Genomic DNA, 14,554 nt, shown 5'->3' on the forward strand with positions numbered 1-14,554 from the left:
CAATCATCACCGCGGACACACCGCGCTGAAAGGCCAACCACCCGCCAGCCGCGTCCCCAACCTCACGGGTCAGTACACCTAGCCCACGCCCGTAGCCAGACAGAGCCCTGCCGCCCACCGGCCCCGGCCCCGGCCCCGGCCAAAGCCAACCCAGATTCCCAAGCCCCAGGCCCGGGGTCCTGGGCCGGTTGGACCGTCACAACGCGCAGCGCCCGCTGCCGCCTCCCCCGGCGCCCTCACCGCCCGGGGCCGCCCAGCCCGGCCCCCAAACCCCAGCCCCGGGCGCCCGGACGGGGCCTGGCGAGCGGAAGGTGCTCAGAGAGAGCCCAGGGGCCTCACCGAGAGCAAGCGACGAGTGAGCGACGAGCGGGAGGTACGAGCGAAGAGAGGTGAGTGAGAACAAAGGAGGAGCAACAGGAGGAACAAGAGGAACAAGGCGAACGCACAGGAAAAGACGGGAAACACAGCACCAGCAGATGCTGCGGGCAGCTGAGGGGCAGGGGGCAGGGGAAGTGAGGCTGGGAGGGCGGTAGGCCGGTGGGCGGCTAGGCGTCGGCGGGCTGTCGCACGTTGGCGCGCACCCAGGCCACCACGTCGCCCGTGGAGGCGCCGGGGGTGAAGATCTCCGCTACGCCCTGCTCCTTGAGGGGGGCGATGTCGGCCTCCGGAATGATCCCGCCGCCGAACACCTTGATGTCCTCCGCCTCGCGCTCGCGCAGCAGCTCTATCACCTTGGCGAAGAGCGTCATGTGCGCGCCGGAGAGAATGGACAGGCCGATCGCGTCGGCATCCTCCTGGATAGCCGTGTCGACGACCTGCTCCGGCGTCTGGTGCAGGCCGGTGTAGATGACCTCCATGCCGGCGTCCCGCAGCGCACGCGCGATGACCTTCGCCCCGCGATCATGGCCGTCCAGTCCCGGCTTGGCCACCACCACGCGGATCGGACCGGTCACTCCCATCACTGCCTCCATGCCTTCATGCCTCATGCATCCATGGCTTCATGCTCTCGCATGCACCCTGCGGGGCTCGCACGACTGCCGTCACCGGCCGTGGGTGTGAACGAACGTTATCGCCAGCATCGCGCAAGCGCCCGTTTCACGGCGGAGAGGGAGGGGGAAATCACATGTGGGACAACACGTACGCCATGAGCCGAGCCCGCTTCGAGCCGCTGCGGGACGGCCGTCAGGGAAGCCACAGCGAGGTCGCCGCGCTTCCGCGCCGTCAAGCCGCACGGCACGGATGGCGCGGCCCATTGCATCCACCCCCACCACAGCGCCGTCGGCCTTGCCGACCCCGCGCTGCGGAAACCCCACCGGGCATGTCACGACCTTCGCCACAGCTACCCGTGAGGGCACACGGGGGACAGAGCCGCCTTTCGTGCGCCGTTCGGGAGGTCGGCCATGAAGGCCCTGCCCTTTCTCGTTTCACTCCTTCCCTTCTCCGGCCCGGGCGCGCAGCGCCGCCTCGTCCCCGCCGCGGCGCTGGTGCGGGCCACGCTGGTCGACCTGGCGATCCTCACCGGGCACGTACTTCTGTATCCGACCGGCCTCACCCAGGAGCGCCCCGTCACGGCGTTGCCTCCGCCCGGCCCCAGCCCCAGCCCCGGCTCCGGCCACCCGGCAACCGGCGAACCCGGAGCCAGGAATGACACGACCTCGGCCCCGGCCCCGGCCCCGGCCACGGCCCCGATCCCGGCCCCTGACGCGCGCACCGTGCCCCTCGCGGGTCCGGCACCGACCTCGGCCACCACACCAGCCAGCCCGATGGCGACCGCTGCTTCCCACACCTACGCCACACCCACCAACACCGCGATCACCACCACAGCCACGGCCATGACCACAACGGAGCAGGCTGCGGGGCCCGGCGAGGACAACCGGGCGTCCGCGTCGAACGCGACACGGCTGCCGACCGAAGGCCGGGCCCACCCGCCCGTGCTCCTCCTGCACGGCTTCATCGACAACCGCTCGGTCTTCGTGCTGCTGCGCCGCTCTCTGCGCGGCCACGGCTGGCACCATGTGGAAGCGCTCAACTACTCCCCTCTCACCTGCGACATCCGCGCCGCCGCCGCGCTGCTCGACCGGCACGTGGAGCAGATCTGTGAGCGCACGGGGCACCGGCAGGTCGACATCGTCGGGCACAGCCTGGGCGGACTCCTCGCGCGCTACTACGTCCAACGCCTCGGCGGCGACGACCGCGTGCGTACGTTGGTCACCCTCGGCACTCCGCACAGCGGTACCCGGTCGGCCGCCTGGCTGTCCGCGCATCCGATCGTGCGGCAGATGCTCCCCTCGTCCGACGTGATCGCGGAGTTGGCAGAGCCCGCGCCGGGTTGCCGTACGCGCTTCGTCGGCTTCTGGAGCGACATGGACCAAGTGATGAGTCCCGCCGAGTGCGCGCGTATTGATCACCCGGACCTCATCGCGCGCAACACGCGCATCCACGGAATCGGACATCTCGCCCTGCCCGTGCACTGTGCCGTCGCGACGGGCATCCGGCAGGCACTGACCGTGGAGGAAACCGTGGAGAAAGCCGTGGCGGAAGAGGTCGACGAAGAGGTCGTAGACGCTTCAGAGCCCGCTTCGGTTGCTTGATCCCCGCGTTTTTCATCGAACAGAAGTCGAACACGCGGCCAAGTAATGCCGATCGAAGCGCCGAAAGGCGACCAAATGCCCGTTCTCGGCGTGCTCGAAACCAGTGGACGATTGTCGGCGTCACGTACCGCCGGGTACAGTCGCCGCTAATTCTCCTGCTGTCGAGGCGAAAGAGAAGTTGGTGGTGAACAACCGTCATCCGTCGGGAAGCTCAGACCCGGCGGCCCCCGCTCCGGATGCCTCGTACGCGTCTTACGATCAGCAGAGCGCACAGCACGGCAACACCGGGTACGACGGTTACGCCACGGGCACCTTCAACAATCCTGGCGCCGCCTACGGTGAAGGCGACGCGCTAGGCGATCCGTTGTTCGGCACTCTGTCGGGTGGCCCCGACGCCGACCCGTACGGCAACGGCGGTCAGTACGGCTCTGGGCAGTACGACGCCTCGCAGTGGAACACGGGCAGTCAGCCCACGGTTGACTCCGGTGCTCAGGGCGACGCTCACGGCGATCAGGGCTCGTACGGCGACCAGTCCGGCGGGTACGACACGGGTGACACCGGCAGCTATGACACCACCGGCACCTGGGGCAGCGCCACTGGTTATCAGCAGATGGCGTCCGGACAGTCCGACGCGGGGCAGTTCGACAGCGGGCAGTACTCCACCGGCCAATACGACACCGGGCAGTACGACGCCCATCAGTACGGCGCGGGGCAGCACGACACCGGCCAGCACGACGCCGGGCAGTGGAACACTGGCCAGTTCGCAGCGGGGAACCCGGAGATGGGCCCGTTCGACGACAACGGCGGTCAGCTTGAGGCAGGCGCTGGACAGTTCCGTCCCGGCCAGCCGGATGTGAGCCAGCCTGAAGCGTGCCAGTTCGGCACTGGTCAGTTCGATACGGGTCAGTTCGGTACAGAGCAGTTCAATCCCGGGCAGTTTGATTCCGGGCAGTTCGACACCGGGCAGTGGGCGCCGGGCCCGTACGGGGCCACTCAGTTCGATACGGGTCAGCTCGACTCAGGGCAGTTCGATACGGGGCAGTTGGACAGTGGCCAGTACGACGCCGGCCAGTGGGACACCGGTTCGTACGCCATCGCTCCTGAAGCCGGGTACGAACAGCAGCAGTACCAGCAGCAGCCGCAGAGTGAGCACGCGCAGTCGCAGGAGCAGGCTCCCGAGCAGGCGTACAGCCCTGCCCCCGAAGCCGAGCCTGAACGTACGGCCACTTTCCCCGCAATCACAGTCGACGAGCAGGGCCTCGCTCCTGATGCCCCCTCCGTTCCTGACCGCACGCCCGCATTCGACGGCGCCTCTGACGTGGACGGTGCCGACTCGGGTTCCGGTTCCGACTCCCGATCCGCGGCTGAGCCCGTTGCCCGGCCCTCGCGGCGGCGCCAGAACCATGACGAACCAGCGGCCGGGTCCCGTACCGCGACCGACACCGCGACCGCGCCGCCCGCCCGCAGGGACGGCAGCCGCAGTCGGCGTCGCCCGAGCACCAGGTCCAAGCGTTCGGCGCTGCTCACCGTCGCCGTACCGTCCGTTGCCGTGATGGGTGTCGCGGCCGTGGCCGCCGCCTCGGTCAGCGGTGTCGGTGGCGGGGGCAGCGGTGACAAGAAGAAGAACACGACTACGCAGGCGGCGCCCGACACCGCGTCCGTGAAGCCGACGGTCGCCAACAGCAAGCTGGACACCCAGCTCGCCGGGCTGACCGAGGACGCCGACGACTTCGCCGACCGCGCCAGCCGTACGCAGGAGCGCCTCGACCTCAAGCAACGGCAGGCGACCGAGAAGAAGCGCAAGGCGCAGGAGGCGGCGCGCAAGGAGGCGCAGCGCCCGAAGTTCGCGCTTCCGGTCGCGCAGCATGGGCTGAGCGCCCAGTACGGCCAGGCCGGGATCAACTGGATGTCGGTGCACACGGGCATCGACTTCCCCGTCAGCTACGGCACGCCGGTGATGGCCGCGACCGACGGCACCGTACGCACGCAGTTCAACTCGGCGTACGGCAACATGGCGATAGTGACCTCCCCCGATGGCACCGAGACCTGGTACTGCCACCTGAGCGGCACCAAGATCCGGTCCGGCTTGGTTCAGGCGGGGGACACCATCGCGTACTCGGGGAACTCCGGGAATTCCACCGGGCCTCACCTGCATTTTGAGGTGCGGCCCGGTGGTGGGTCTGCGGTCGATCCGCTGCCTTGGTTGCGGGGGCATGGGCTCGACCCGACGTAGCGGTGTCCGCCGGCGCGTGGCGGTGTGGGCCCAAGCGGTTCTTTCCCCTACCCGCCCTTTCCCGTTTTTGTCCTCAAGCGCCGGACAGGCTTGTTCTTGCCCTCAAGCGCCGGACGGGCTACATCCGTCGGACCACAAGCCAAGACTGGTTGCACCATCCTTCCAGCGCCCGCCTGGCTGAAAGTTGTCCTCAAACGCCGGACGGGCTTGAAATTCAAGCCCGTCCGGCGTTTGAGGACATACGCAGCCTGACCGGCGTCTGAGGCCGACGGTTGGCCCGTTGCGGCTACAGCTTTTGGACCGGGGCGTAGCGCAGCAGCAACCTCTTCGGCTTTTCCTCGCCGAAATCGATCGTTGCCTCAGCCGCGTCGCCGCTACCCTTTACTCCGACCACCGTGCCGAGGCCGAACGAGTCGTGCGTGACCCGGTCCCCCACGGCGAGGGAGACCACCGGGCGGTCCTTGACCCGGCGGGTCGCGAAGGCGTTGCTTCCGCCACCCCGGCCGCCGGAGCGGGTCGAGGAGGAGAAGGACGACGACAGCGAGGACGCGATCGATCCGCCGCCGACGCCGCCCATCGAGGCGGACGGGGTTGCGGGGCCCGTGCGCTTCCAGTGGAGATACTGGTCGGGGATCTCCTCCAGGAAGCGGGAAGGCGGGTTGTACGCGGGCTGGCCCCAGGCGCTGCGCATGGTCGAGCGCGTCAGATACAGCCGCTCGCGGGCGCGCGTGATGCCCACGTAGGCGAGCCGCCGCTCCTCCTCCAGCTCCTTCGTCTGGCCGAGCGCGCGCATGTGCGGGAAGACTCCGTCTTCCAAGCCGGTCAGGAAGACGACGGGGAATTCGAGACCCTTCGCGGTGTGCAGGGTCATCAGCGTGATGACGCCGGAGCCCTCGGTGTCCTCGTCGGGGATCTGGTCGGAGTCGGCGACCAGCGCCACCTTCTCCAGGAAGTCGGCCAGCGTGCCGGTTACCGCACCACCGGCCTCGTCCTCATCGGTCTCGTCCTCAACGGTCCCGTCCGCGGCACCGGTCTCGTCCACGCCATCAAGATCGTCGGTGTCGGTGTCAGCGGCAGCAGGGGCACCAGCGTCGGCCAGCTCCGCGGCGTCAGACGCACTGGCGCCCGCCGCGTCCGCAGCCGCCGCCACAGCGGCAGCCGCCCCCGCGACGTCAGTCGGGTCAGCCACCTCTGTCGCCTCAGCACCAGACCCAGACCCAGACCCAGCATTCACAACAGCAGCCGGGCCGGAAGGACCGCCAGGTCCGCCCGCGCTCGGGCCGGCCGGAGCCGCCGACACGCCCCGCTCCTGCTCGAACTCCAGGGCCACTGCCGCCAGCTCCTGGAGGTTCTCCACGCGGGTCTCGTCCTGCGGGTCGGTGGAGGCCTGGAGCTCCGCGAGGTAGCCCGTGCGCTCCAGCACGGCTTCGAGGACCGTCGCGGGGCCCGCGCCCGATTCGACGATGGTTCGCAGGTCCTCCAGCAGGACATTGAACCGGCGGACGGCGTTGACGGAGCGCGCCGCCATCCCGTACGCCTCGTCCACGCGCCGCAGCGCCTGCGCGAACGAGATCTTCTCGCGCTGGGCGAGCGCGTCGATCATGGCTTCGGCGCGGTCGCCGATGCCGCGCTTGGGAACGTTGAGAATGCGCCGCAGGGGCACCGTGTCTTCCGGGTTCGCCAGGACGCGCAGGTACGCGAGGATGTCGCGGACCTCCTTGCGCTCGTAGAAGCGGACACCGCCGACGACCTTGTACGGCAGGCCGACCCGGATGAAGACTTCCTCGAAGACACGGGACTGCGCGTTCGTCCGGTAGAAGACGGCGACGTCGCCCGCCTTGGCTTCGCCCGCGTCCGAGAGCCGGTCGATCTCGTCGGCGATGAACTGCGCCTCGTCGTGCTCGGTGTCCGCGACGTAGCCGGTGATCGTGGCTCCGGCTCCGGCGTCCGTCCACAGGTTCTTAGGGCGGCGGTTCTCGTTGCGCTCGATGACGGCGTTGGCGGCGCTCAGGATCGTCTGCGACGAGCGGTAGTTCTGCTCAAGCAGGATGGTCGTCGCGTTGGGGTAATCCTCCTCGAACTGGAGGATGTTGCGGATCGTCGCACCCCGGAACGCGTAGATCGACTGGTCGGCGTCGCCGACCACGCAGAGCTCGGCGGCGGACTCGGGCGGGCCGACCAGCTCGCGCACAAGCGTGTACTGCGCGTGGTTCGTGTCCTGGTACTCGTCGACCAGCACGTGCCGGAAGCGGCGGCGGTAGTGCTCGGCGACGTCCGGGAACGCCTGGAGCAGGTGCACCGTCGTCATGATGATGTCGTCGAAGTCCAGCGCGTTGGCCTCGCGGAGCCGCGCCTGGTACATCGCGTACGCCTCGGCCAGGGTCTTCTCGAACCCTCCCGCGGACTCCGTCTGGGAGCTGCCCCCGCCAACCTGCCCGGCGAAGGTCTCCTCGTCGATGAGCTCGTTCTTGAGGTTGGAGATCTTCGCGCTGAAGGACTTCGGCGGGAAGCGCTTCGGGTCGAGATCGAGATCCCGGCAGACCAGCGCCATCAGCCGCTTCGAGTCGGCCGCGTCGTAGATCGAGAAGGACGACGTGAAGCCGAGCCGCTTCGACTCGCGGCGCAGGATGCGCACACACGCGCTGTGGAAGGTGGACACCCACATGGCGTTCGCCCGGGGGCCGACCAGCTCGGCGACGCGCTCCTTCATCTCGCCCGCGGCCTTGTTCGTGAAGGTGATCGCCAGGATCTCTCCCGCGTGCGCCCGCTGGGTGCCCAGCAGGTGCGCGATGCGGTGCGTGAGCACGCGGGTCTTGCCCGAGCCGGCCCCGGCGACGATCAGCAGCGGCGAGCCGGCATGCGCGACGGCGGCCCGCTGCTGGTCATTGAGCCCTTCCAGCAGCGCGGCCGGGTCGATGGCGGGCCGGGGCGCACCGTTGCGGTAGTACGCGTCGCGGTCGGCGGGCGCGCCGGAACCGCCCCCGGGCCCGGAGAGGTCCCAGCCCTCGAAGAGGTCGTGCGGGATCTGCTCCGGGGCCTGGCCGGCGGGGCCGCCGGGATCGTCCTCGGGGATCTCATGGTCCTCGGGCGGGGGCTCCTGGCCCGGCTTCTCAAGATCCGCCAGGAAGCTGTCATCAAAGAGGCTGCTCATCGCCAACCGAGTCTAGGCCGCCGCACTGACAACCCGCACAACCCTTTCGGGCAAATCGAACATCAGCCTTCACAGCCGCCCCACACATTGGCTACCGTGCTCGCTCATGGCGGCCCGTATCCCCGTCGGCGACAGCGTCGGCAACGGGTGGCCCGCGCCGAGTCTGGTCCGTCAGCAGGCGGCCGGAGCCGGGGACCCACCTTCCTCACCTCCTCCGGGAGGAGAGGCCAGCATCACCGGGGTGAATCGGCCCGTACCCCCACGTGCGGACCGTAGGGCAGCCTTCCTCCCCTGTCATGTACGCCGCCGACACCGATCGCGTCAGCGGCATCCTTGACGGGGGCAGCCCGAACCCGACAGCTAACCCGGTAGGCGGTCCACGGAAGGAGTCGCCTCCCTTGGCGTCGCACCGCAAACCCCGGGCACGGGGGCTGGAAGCCAGTTCCAGTCGCCGTACCGCTATCGGCCTGACCACGGCCGCTCTCGCCTCTCTCACCCTCCTCTCGCAGACGTCGGCGAACGCCGCTCCCGGCGAGCCGAAGCCCTCGGTCGAGGAGGTGAAGAAGAAGGTCGACAAGCTCTACCAGCAGGCGGGCACGGCCACGCAGGAGTACAACGCGGCCAAGGAGCGCACCGACGGCCAGCGGGTCAAGGCGGACAAACTGCTGGATGACGTGGCCGAGCGCACCGAGAAGGTCAACGAGGCCCGCCGCAAGCTCGGCGCCCTCGCCACAGCCCAGTACCGGACCGGCGGAATGAGCTCGACCGCGACCCTGCTGCTGGCCTCCGACGCGAAGAGCCTCTTCGACCAGTCACACCTGATGGACCGGATGACCGGGCGGCAGCAGCAGGCCATCAAGGACTACCAGACCCAGCAGGCCGACGCCGCGGCCAAGCGGGGCAAGGCCGCGCGAAGCCTCGACTCGCTCACCCGGTCGCAGAACGAGCTGAAGGCCAAGAAGCGGTCCGTCCAGACCAAGCTGACCGAGGCCAGACAGCTGCTGTCGAAGCTGACCGCGGCGGAGAAGGCGCGACTGGCCGAGCTGGAGCGCGAGAAGGAAGCCGAGGCCAAGCGGAAGGCCGAGGAGCTGGCCCGTAAGCAGGCCGAGAAGGAGCGCGCGGAGGCCGCGGAACGCAAGCGCCAGGAAGAGCGCGAGAACAACGGCGGCTCGGGCGACGGAACAGGCAGCGGAACGGGCAACGGGACAGGGGAAGGAACCGGCGACGACCCCGGTGGCAGCACCAGCCCCGGCTCGGGCGACACGACCGACCCCTCCGATCCCGCCGACTCGTCCTACGACGCGAAGGCGAAGAAGGCGATCAGCTTCGCCCGGGCGCAGATAGGCAAGCCGTACGTGTGGGGCGCCACCGGCCCCAATTCGTACGACTGCTCCGGCCTGACCCAGGGCGCGTGGAAGTCGGCCGGGGTGACCCTGCCGCGTACCACCTGGGACCAGGTGAAGGTCGGCAAGCGCGTGTCCACATCCAGCCTCAAGCCGGGCGACCTCGTCTTCTTCTACGACGACATCAGCCACGTCGGCCTGTACATCGGCGGCGGCAAGATGATCCACGCGCCGAAGCCCGGTGCGAACGTGCGGGTCGAGTCGATCTACTACATGCCGATCTACGGGAACGTCCGCCCGGCCTGACGCGGAGCACTGACGCGGAGCACTGACAAGCGCCGACGCGGAGCGGGACGCAGGGCGCAGGCTCGTCCTCTTCTCCGGAGACCCCCGCGGTCTCCTGATGAGGGCGGGCCTGCCGCCGCGCTCAGCTGGTGCCGCTCACGCCGTGCCCTGCTGGTGCCCTGCTGCTCGGTGAGCCGTCCGCCAGGGCTGCGGCTCGACAGCCCTGTGTCTCGACAGCCGTGCGTGACGCGCCCGTGCCGCCGCAGGTCACACCCACAGCACGGCGATGAACGTATTGGCGACCGTGAGCAACCCGATCGTGCCGAAGACGGTGGCCGACAGCTTTTCCTTGTCGCGCTTCACGTAGACCAGTCCGATGATCACGAGCAGCAGGGCCAGCTTGATCGTGAGTTTGGTGTGGTTGATCGAGTTGTCGTCCGCGTTGTTGAGGGCTATCAGGCCGATGCCGGTCACCAGCATGGTCAGGGCGCCGAGGAGCATTCCTGGGGAGATACGAGCCTGCCCCGACCCGATCACTTTCATCTGGGTGAAGAAGCCGCCGAGCAAGGCGGCGATTCCTAAGACGTGCAGTCCGACCACAGCGTTGATCGTTGCATCCATGGCCGCGAGCCTATCCCGGCGATCGGTGCCAGATGGCTGAAAGTTCGCGAAAGCCGTTCAAAAAGCGGTCACTTGACGACAGCAAGCGCCTATCTCCTGGGAAATTCCCTCCAGTTCGCGCTCCGGCCTACCACCCCGGATTAGCGTCCCCAGCGGGTGGACGACTCCCCGCTGTTACCGAAGGCACGTTTCGGCGACTGTCGGCCACCAACGCCGAGAGATCCGGCGGCGGCTCTCCCCTCGCTTCGGGCCGCCGCCGGACCAAGTGGAAGGGAGCTGACGGCCCACGTGGCGTCACACAGAGCGCGAACCTCCTCCGGCGCACACCGGAGCTCGCACCGCAAGCCCAAGCAGTCCCCCCTCAGCGGCAGCACCTCCCGTGCCGCCCTGACCCTCGCCATCGCGGGCGCCGCCACCGCCACCGTCTTCAACACGGCCGGGCAGGCGGCTCCCCGCCTCCAGCCCCGCACACCGTCGGCGCCGCCCTCCCTCGCCCAGATGAAGGCCACGGTCGACCGTTATTACCGCGAGGCCGAGGTGAGCACCGAGAAGTACAACGGGGCGAAGGAGCGGGTCGGCGCCGCCCAGCGCGCCCTCAACAACCTGCGCGACCAGGCCGCCCGGCAGGCCGAACGGCTCAACCGCTCCCGTAACGCCCTCGGCGCCACCGCCACCGCCCAGTACCGCAGCGGCGTCATCGCCCCCGCGCTCCAGCTCGCCCTCTCCTCCCGCCCGGACGACTACCTGGAGCGTGCCTCCCTCTCCCGCCGGGCGGGCGACCGCCATGCCGCCACCCTCGCGCGGTTCGCCCGGCAGTCGCGAGAGATCAGCCAGGTGCGGGAGCAGGCCGCCGCCCGGCTCACCGAACTCGGCCGCTCGCAAGAGGCGTTGCGCGCCCACAAGACCGCGATCGAGAAGAAGCTCGCCGCAGCGAAGCAGCTGATGTCCCGGCTGACGGCCGAGCAACGCGAGCGCGTCGAGGAATCCCGCAGCTCAGCCAGCCCGGACCGGGTCCAGCCCACACGGGCACGCGCCGCCCGGTCCGACGCCCCACGCGCGCCCCGCGCGACGGACGCACCGACAGCCCCGCAGGCACCGACCACACCGGCCAACCCGACCGCCCCGACCGCACGCGCCGAGCGCGCCGTCTCCTACGCCCACGGCGCCCTCGGCAAGCCGTACGGCTGGGGCGCGACCGGCCCGGCCGCGTACGACTGCTCCGGCCTGACCCAGGCCGCCTGGCGGGCCGCCGGGGTCTCGCTGCCCCGTACCACCTACACCCAGATCAACGCGGGCCGACGCGTCTCCCGCGACCAGCTCGCCCCAGGTGACCTGGTGTTCTTCTACTCCAGCGTCAGCCACGTCGGCCTGTACATCGGCAACGGCCAGATGATCCACGCCCCGCGCCCCGGCGCGCCTGTGCGCGTCGCGCCGATCGACGAGATGCCGTTCTCGGGCGCGAGCCGCCCGGCCTGAGACGCCCCCGCGTGAGATGCGGCGCGTCTCACGCGGCGTAGTCCTTCAGCTTTTCCGTCTCCAAGGTGACCCCGACCGGCTCGGGAAGCGCGACGACGGCACCGTACGGATAAGACTTCCGGCTCAGGTATTGGCCGCTCTTGGGCTCGCTGTAGACGGAGAGAGTGCAGGCGTCGCGGTCGATGAGGAGGTAGACCGGGATCTCCGCCGCCGCGTAGCCGTCGCGCTTCTCCGTGCGGTCGCGGCGGTCGGTGTCCGCGTCATGCGAGGCCACTTCGACGGTCATGAGAACGCCATCGGGGTCGGACCACTCGCCGTGCCCGACGAAGTGGTCCTCGGGTGCGAGCGCCCCGCCCGGCCGCGCCCTGCCCTTGCGGTACGCCTCGACCTTCAGCCCCTGCTCGGGGTACAGCGCCAGATCAGGACTCTGGCGCATGCACTGCTTGAGCAACCACATGACGATCGCTCCGTGATTCCCACTAGGGTGCGAGCGTCTTGGTGTCGATGGCCGCGCCGTCCGGTAACCGGTCGAGGTGCGCGGCGACCGACGCCTCGCGCGGCGGGAGGTGGGCGAAGTCATGCGACTTGCGCGGCCGTTGACCTGGCGCTGAGCGCTTGCCGTAGCCGGGAGAGGCCATCGGGGGCGCGTAGGGGCGGGTGGCGACGCTAGAATGGGGACCAGCCATGGGGGATCGATTCCTTAGTCGGCGATCTCGATGGTTAAACCCCCGCTCGGTGCGCTAACACCGGCGGGGGTTGTTCGTTGTGGCGCACGCTACACGGCGGGTGCGCTATGTCGCGAACCGGTCACGCCACGTCATCTGTACTGGTATAAGCGGGAGTTCGTCGCCCGTACGCGATCTCGCCGGTGGCTCGCGTGGGGAGGGTGGCCGGGTTGTGCCAACCCGCCCATTCCTTGCATAGGCCGCTCGGGTCCCGAAGCCCGACGCTCATGCCTGCGGCGGGGCGGTGGGGGCGGGATGGCGTGGCCGTCGGTCCCTTCGCGTGTCGCCAGGCGTCACCTTACGGGCCGTCACTGGCCCGGGTCAGGATGAGTACGCTGGCCCCCGCGCGCGACGGGGCCGGGCTCCACGGTGAACAGGCGGTGCAATGGATTACGCACGCATGCGGGTGATCGGCGAAGAACTCGCCAGGAATGCTCCGGACGCCTTCGTCGGATACGAGATCGTCGGCGACCAGATCACGATGATGCTGCCCCCGAGCCGCCCGCGTGCGCTCATCGCCTGGACCCTCCGCGAACAGCTCTCGGCCCAGCTGAAGGAGACAGTGCCGCTTCTGGTGGCTCACACGGGGGGCGAGGTGGAAGATCCGGCCATCGGCCGTCTCCGCCGTCCTGACGTGATCGTCGTCCCGTATGACGTCTTCGCCGAGCAGACCATGAGCCCGTTCGAGCCCCGCGACATCGCGCTCGTCGCCGAGATCGTCTCCCCCTCCAACCACACCAACGATTACCTCGGCAAGATGACTGAATACCCGGCGATGGGTATCCCGCTGTATCTCCTCGTAGACCCCCGCAAGGGCACCGTCGCCTCCCTGTCCGACCCCGGCCAGGGCCCCGACGGACCTCGCTACCGCACGCGGAGCGACTACGTCTTCGGCGACACGGTCACCATCGGGGACTGGACGCTCGACACGGCGCCCTTCCGCCGATACCCGCAGGCTCGCTGAAGCGTTACGTTCCCCACGCGCGGGCGGGCCCCTACTCACGGTCGCGCCGCCCGACGCTCAAGCGTCGGGCGTGAGCTCCCGTGCGTACGTGAGGAAATCCGCCCACGCGTCAGCCGAGAACGCGAGCTGCGGGCCGGACTTGTCCTTGGAGTCCCGGACGTGGACGGTGTGGGGACGGGCGGCTACCTCGACGCAGTTGCCGCCCCCGTCGTCGCTGTGGCTGGACTTGTGCCAGGTGGCGGCAACCTCGACGCACTCGCCGCCGCCAGTGTCGCTGTAGCTGGACTTGAACCACGCCAGCTCGGTGCTCATAGTTCCTCCGCCGACTTGCCGATGAACCGCGTGGACTCCTCGGGACTGAAAGCCTTCCGGAGGATCATGGCATGGCGCTGCGTGATGATGCTGACCTTCTCCGGGTCCGAGTACAGCACCCCCGTCTCTTGCGCCTCCAAGTAAGCGAGATGGTCGTGTTCGGGTGTCTCCAGCAAGACGAATGGTCCGTTGAGTCCCGGGTGTGCGCCCCCGCTCAGCAATACCTGAATGGTCACGTTGCGCCGCTCTCCCATGGCCAGCAGGTGGAATAGCTGCCGTCGATGCACCTCTTGACTGCCAACCGGGTACCGCAGTGCAGCCTCACCGATCACGAAGTGGAACGCCTTGGTCTGCTTGTCCAGGAGGGACTGTCGCGTCAGCCTTCCCGCGACTCGCTCCTCGATGGTCTCGTCGTCCAGTACGGGGCAGTGCGCGTTGAGCAGTGCCCGCGCCGTCTCCTCCGTCTGAAGCAATCCTGGAACGAGCTGGGCCTGATACGAGTTGAAGACCATAGCCTCAGCCTCGTACCGCATGTAATCCTGCGAGTACGAAGCGAACTTCTGCGGCTGCAAGTACTCGCGAGCCGCGAGCAGCATCCCCCGGGCCCCGCACACCTCGTCCGCGATCTCCAGCAACCGCAGGGTCGGGCGGCGCCGGCCCTGTTCCATCGACTTGACGGTCTCGCACTCGTAGCCCGCCTGCTTGCCCAGCTCTTCGCGGCTCACGCCCGCCTGTGTGCGCCAGAGTTTGATCTGATTGCCGCAGTAGCGCCACGTCATCGGCGGCTGAGCAGTTCCGTCCGTCACCGCGCCCACCCTTCGGTACCCGGTGGGTACGTCTACGCTGCGTACCC

Annotated in this window: 12 protein-coding genes and 1 riboswitch; of the genes, 5 read left to right on the plus strand and 7 right to left on the minus strand. The window is 69.0% G+C overall.

The genetic code is table 11. The features are described 5' to 3' along the window. Positions 1–545: 545 nt before the first annotated feature. Positions 546–959, minus strand: a complete 414-nt coding sequence (gene icmB, locus AC5P1B_RS09520; protein WP_493886204.1) for a coenzyme B12-dependent isobutyryl CoA mutase small subunit — start codon at positions 957–959, stop codon at positions 546–548. Positions 960–1,763: 804 nt separating this feature from the next. Between icmB and AC5P1B_RS09525 the strand changes: the two genes are divergently transcribed. Together AC5P1B_RS09525 and AC5P1B_RS09530 are read left to right on the plus strand one after the other, a co-directional pair. Further along, positions 1,764–2,591: an esterase/lipase family protein gene (locus tag AC5P1B_RS09525; protein ID WP_493886575.1), complete on the plus strand. Its 828-nt coding sequence runs from the start codon at positions 1,764–1,766 to the stop codon at positions 2,589–2,591. Positions 2,592–2,775: 184 nt separating this feature from the next. Next, positions 2,776–4,824, plus strand: a complete 2,049-nt coding sequence (locus AC5P1B_RS09530) for a M23 family metallopeptidase (RefSeq protein WP_493886205.1) — start codon at positions 2,776–2,778, stop codon at positions 4,822–4,824. Between the two features lie 286 nt (positions 4,825–5,110). On the opposite strand, the gene AC5P1B_RS09535 is transcribed toward AC5P1B_RS09530, so the two are convergent. Continuing rightward, on the minus strand, positions 5,111–7,975 hold the full coding sequence (locus AC5P1B_RS09535; protein ID WP_493886206.1) for an ATP-dependent DNA helicase: 2,865 nt from the start codon (positions 7,973–7,975) through the stop codon (positions 5,111–5,113). Between the two features lie 145 nt (positions 7,976–8,120). Next, positions 8,121–8,365, plus strand: a riboswitch (cyclic di-AMP (ydaO/yuaA leader). Positions 8,366–8,373: 8 nt separating this feature from the next. On the opposite strand from AC5P1B_RS09535, the gene AC5P1B_RS09540 reads away from it, so the two are divergent. After that, a complete protein-coding gene (locus tag AC5P1B_RS09540) occupies positions 8,374–9,624 on the plus strand; it encodes a C40 family peptidase (protein ID WP_493886207.1) in 1,251 nt (416 codons plus the stop codon). A gap of 246 nt (positions 9,625–9,870) precedes the next feature. On the opposite strand, the gene AC5P1B_RS09545 is transcribed toward AC5P1B_RS09540, so the two are convergent. Then, positions 9,871–10,224, minus strand: coding sequence for a hypothetical protein (locus AC5P1B_RS09545; protein WP_493886208.1), 354 nt, complete (start codon positions 10,222–10,224; stop codon positions 9,871–9,873). Between the two features lie 288 nt (positions 10,225–10,512). On the opposite strand from AC5P1B_RS09545, the gene AC5P1B_RS09550 reads away from it, so the two are divergent. Then, on the plus strand, positions 10,513–11,700 hold the full coding sequence (locus AC5P1B_RS09550; RefSeq protein ID WP_493886210.1) for a C40 family peptidase: 1,188 nt from the start codon (positions 10,513–10,515) through the stop codon (positions 11,698–11,700). 28 nt (positions 11,701–11,728) lie between these two features. Here the strand turns inward: AC5P1B_RS09550 and AC5P1B_RS09555 are convergent, their stop codons facing one another. Beyond that, positions 11,729–12,280 (minus strand): Uma2 family endonuclease, encoded by a 552-nt coding sequence (locus tag AC5P1B_RS09555; RefSeq protein WP_493886211.1) that lies wholly within the window; start codon positions 12,278–12,280, stop codon positions 11,729–11,731. Beyond that, positions 12,180–12,386 (minus strand): hypothetical protein, encoded by a 207-nt coding sequence (locus AC5P1B_RS09560; RefSeq protein WP_493886628.1) that lies wholly within the window; start codon positions 12,384–12,386, stop codon positions 12,180–12,182. Before AC5P1B_RS09560 ends, AC5P1B_RS09555 begins: the two co-directional genes overlap by 101 nt. Positions 12,387–12,810: 424 nt before the next feature. Between AC5P1B_RS09560 and AC5P1B_RS09565 the strand changes: the two genes are divergently transcribed. Beyond that, the gene (locus AC5P1B_RS09565; protein ID WP_493886213.1) at positions 12,811–13,389 is read left to right on the plus strand and encodes a Uma2 family endonuclease; all 579 of its coding nucleotides are present in this window, start codon (positions 12,811–12,813) and stop codon (positions 13,387–13,389) included. Between the two features lie 57 nt (positions 13,390–13,446). Here the strand turns inward: AC5P1B_RS09565 and AC5P1B_RS09570 are convergent, their stop codons facing one another. Both AC5P1B_RS09570 and AC5P1B_RS09575 read right to left on the minus strand, forming a co-directional pair. Next, positions 13,447–13,701, minus strand: coding sequence for a DUF397 domain-containing protein (locus tag AC5P1B_RS09570; protein ID WP_493886215.1), 255 nt, complete (start codon positions 13,699–13,701; stop codon positions 13,447–13,449). Next, positions 13,698–14,480, minus strand: coding sequence for a helix-turn-helix domain-containing protein (locus AC5P1B_RS09575; protein WP_493886576.1), 783 nt, complete (start codon positions 14,478–14,480; stop codon positions 13,698–13,700). The genes AC5P1B_RS09570 and AC5P1B_RS09575 overlap by 4 nt, the downstream gene beginning before the upstream one ends. Positions 14,481–14,554: the final 74 nt, after the last annotated feature.

It is taken from the genome of Streptomyces sp. A01, from assembly GCF_059026195.1.

Coding starts and splice junctions, on each gene's coding strand:
- AC5P1B_RS09575 (WP_493886576.1), bottom strand. CDS start 14,480: ATGACGTGGCGCTACTGCGGCAATCAGATCAAACTCTGGCGCACACAG.
- AC5P1B_RS09525 (WP_493886575.1), top strand. CDS start 1,764: ATGGCGACCGCTGCTTCCCACACCTACGCCACACCCACCAACACCGCG.
- AC5P1B_RS09565 (WP_493886213.1), top strand. CDS start 12,811: ATGGATTACGCACGCATGCGGGTGATCGGCGAAGAACTCGCCAGGAAT.
- AC5P1B_RS09570 (WP_493886215.1), bottom strand. CDS start 13,701: ATGAGCACCGAGCTGGCGTGGTTCAAGTCCAGCTACAGCGACACTGGC.
- AC5P1B_RS09545 (WP_493886208.1), bottom strand. CDS start 10,224: ATGGATGCAACGATCAACGCTGTGGTCGGACTGCACGTCTTAGGAATC.
- AC5P1B_RS09535 (WP_493886206.1), bottom strand. CDS start 7,975: ATGAGCAGCCTCTTTGATGACAGCTTCCTGGCGGATCTTGAGAAGCCG.
- AC5P1B_RS09560 (WP_493886628.1), bottom strand. CDS start 12,386: ATGGCTGGTCCCCATTCTAGCGTCGCCACCCGCCCCTACGCGCCCCCG.
- icmB (WP_493886204.1), bottom strand. CDS start 959: ATGGGAGTGACCGGTCCGATCCGCGTGGTGGTGGCCAAGCCGGGACTG.
- AC5P1B_RS09555 (WP_493886211.1), bottom strand. CDS start 12,280: ATGACTTCGCCCACCTCCCGCCGCGCGAGGCGTCGGTCGCCGCGCACC.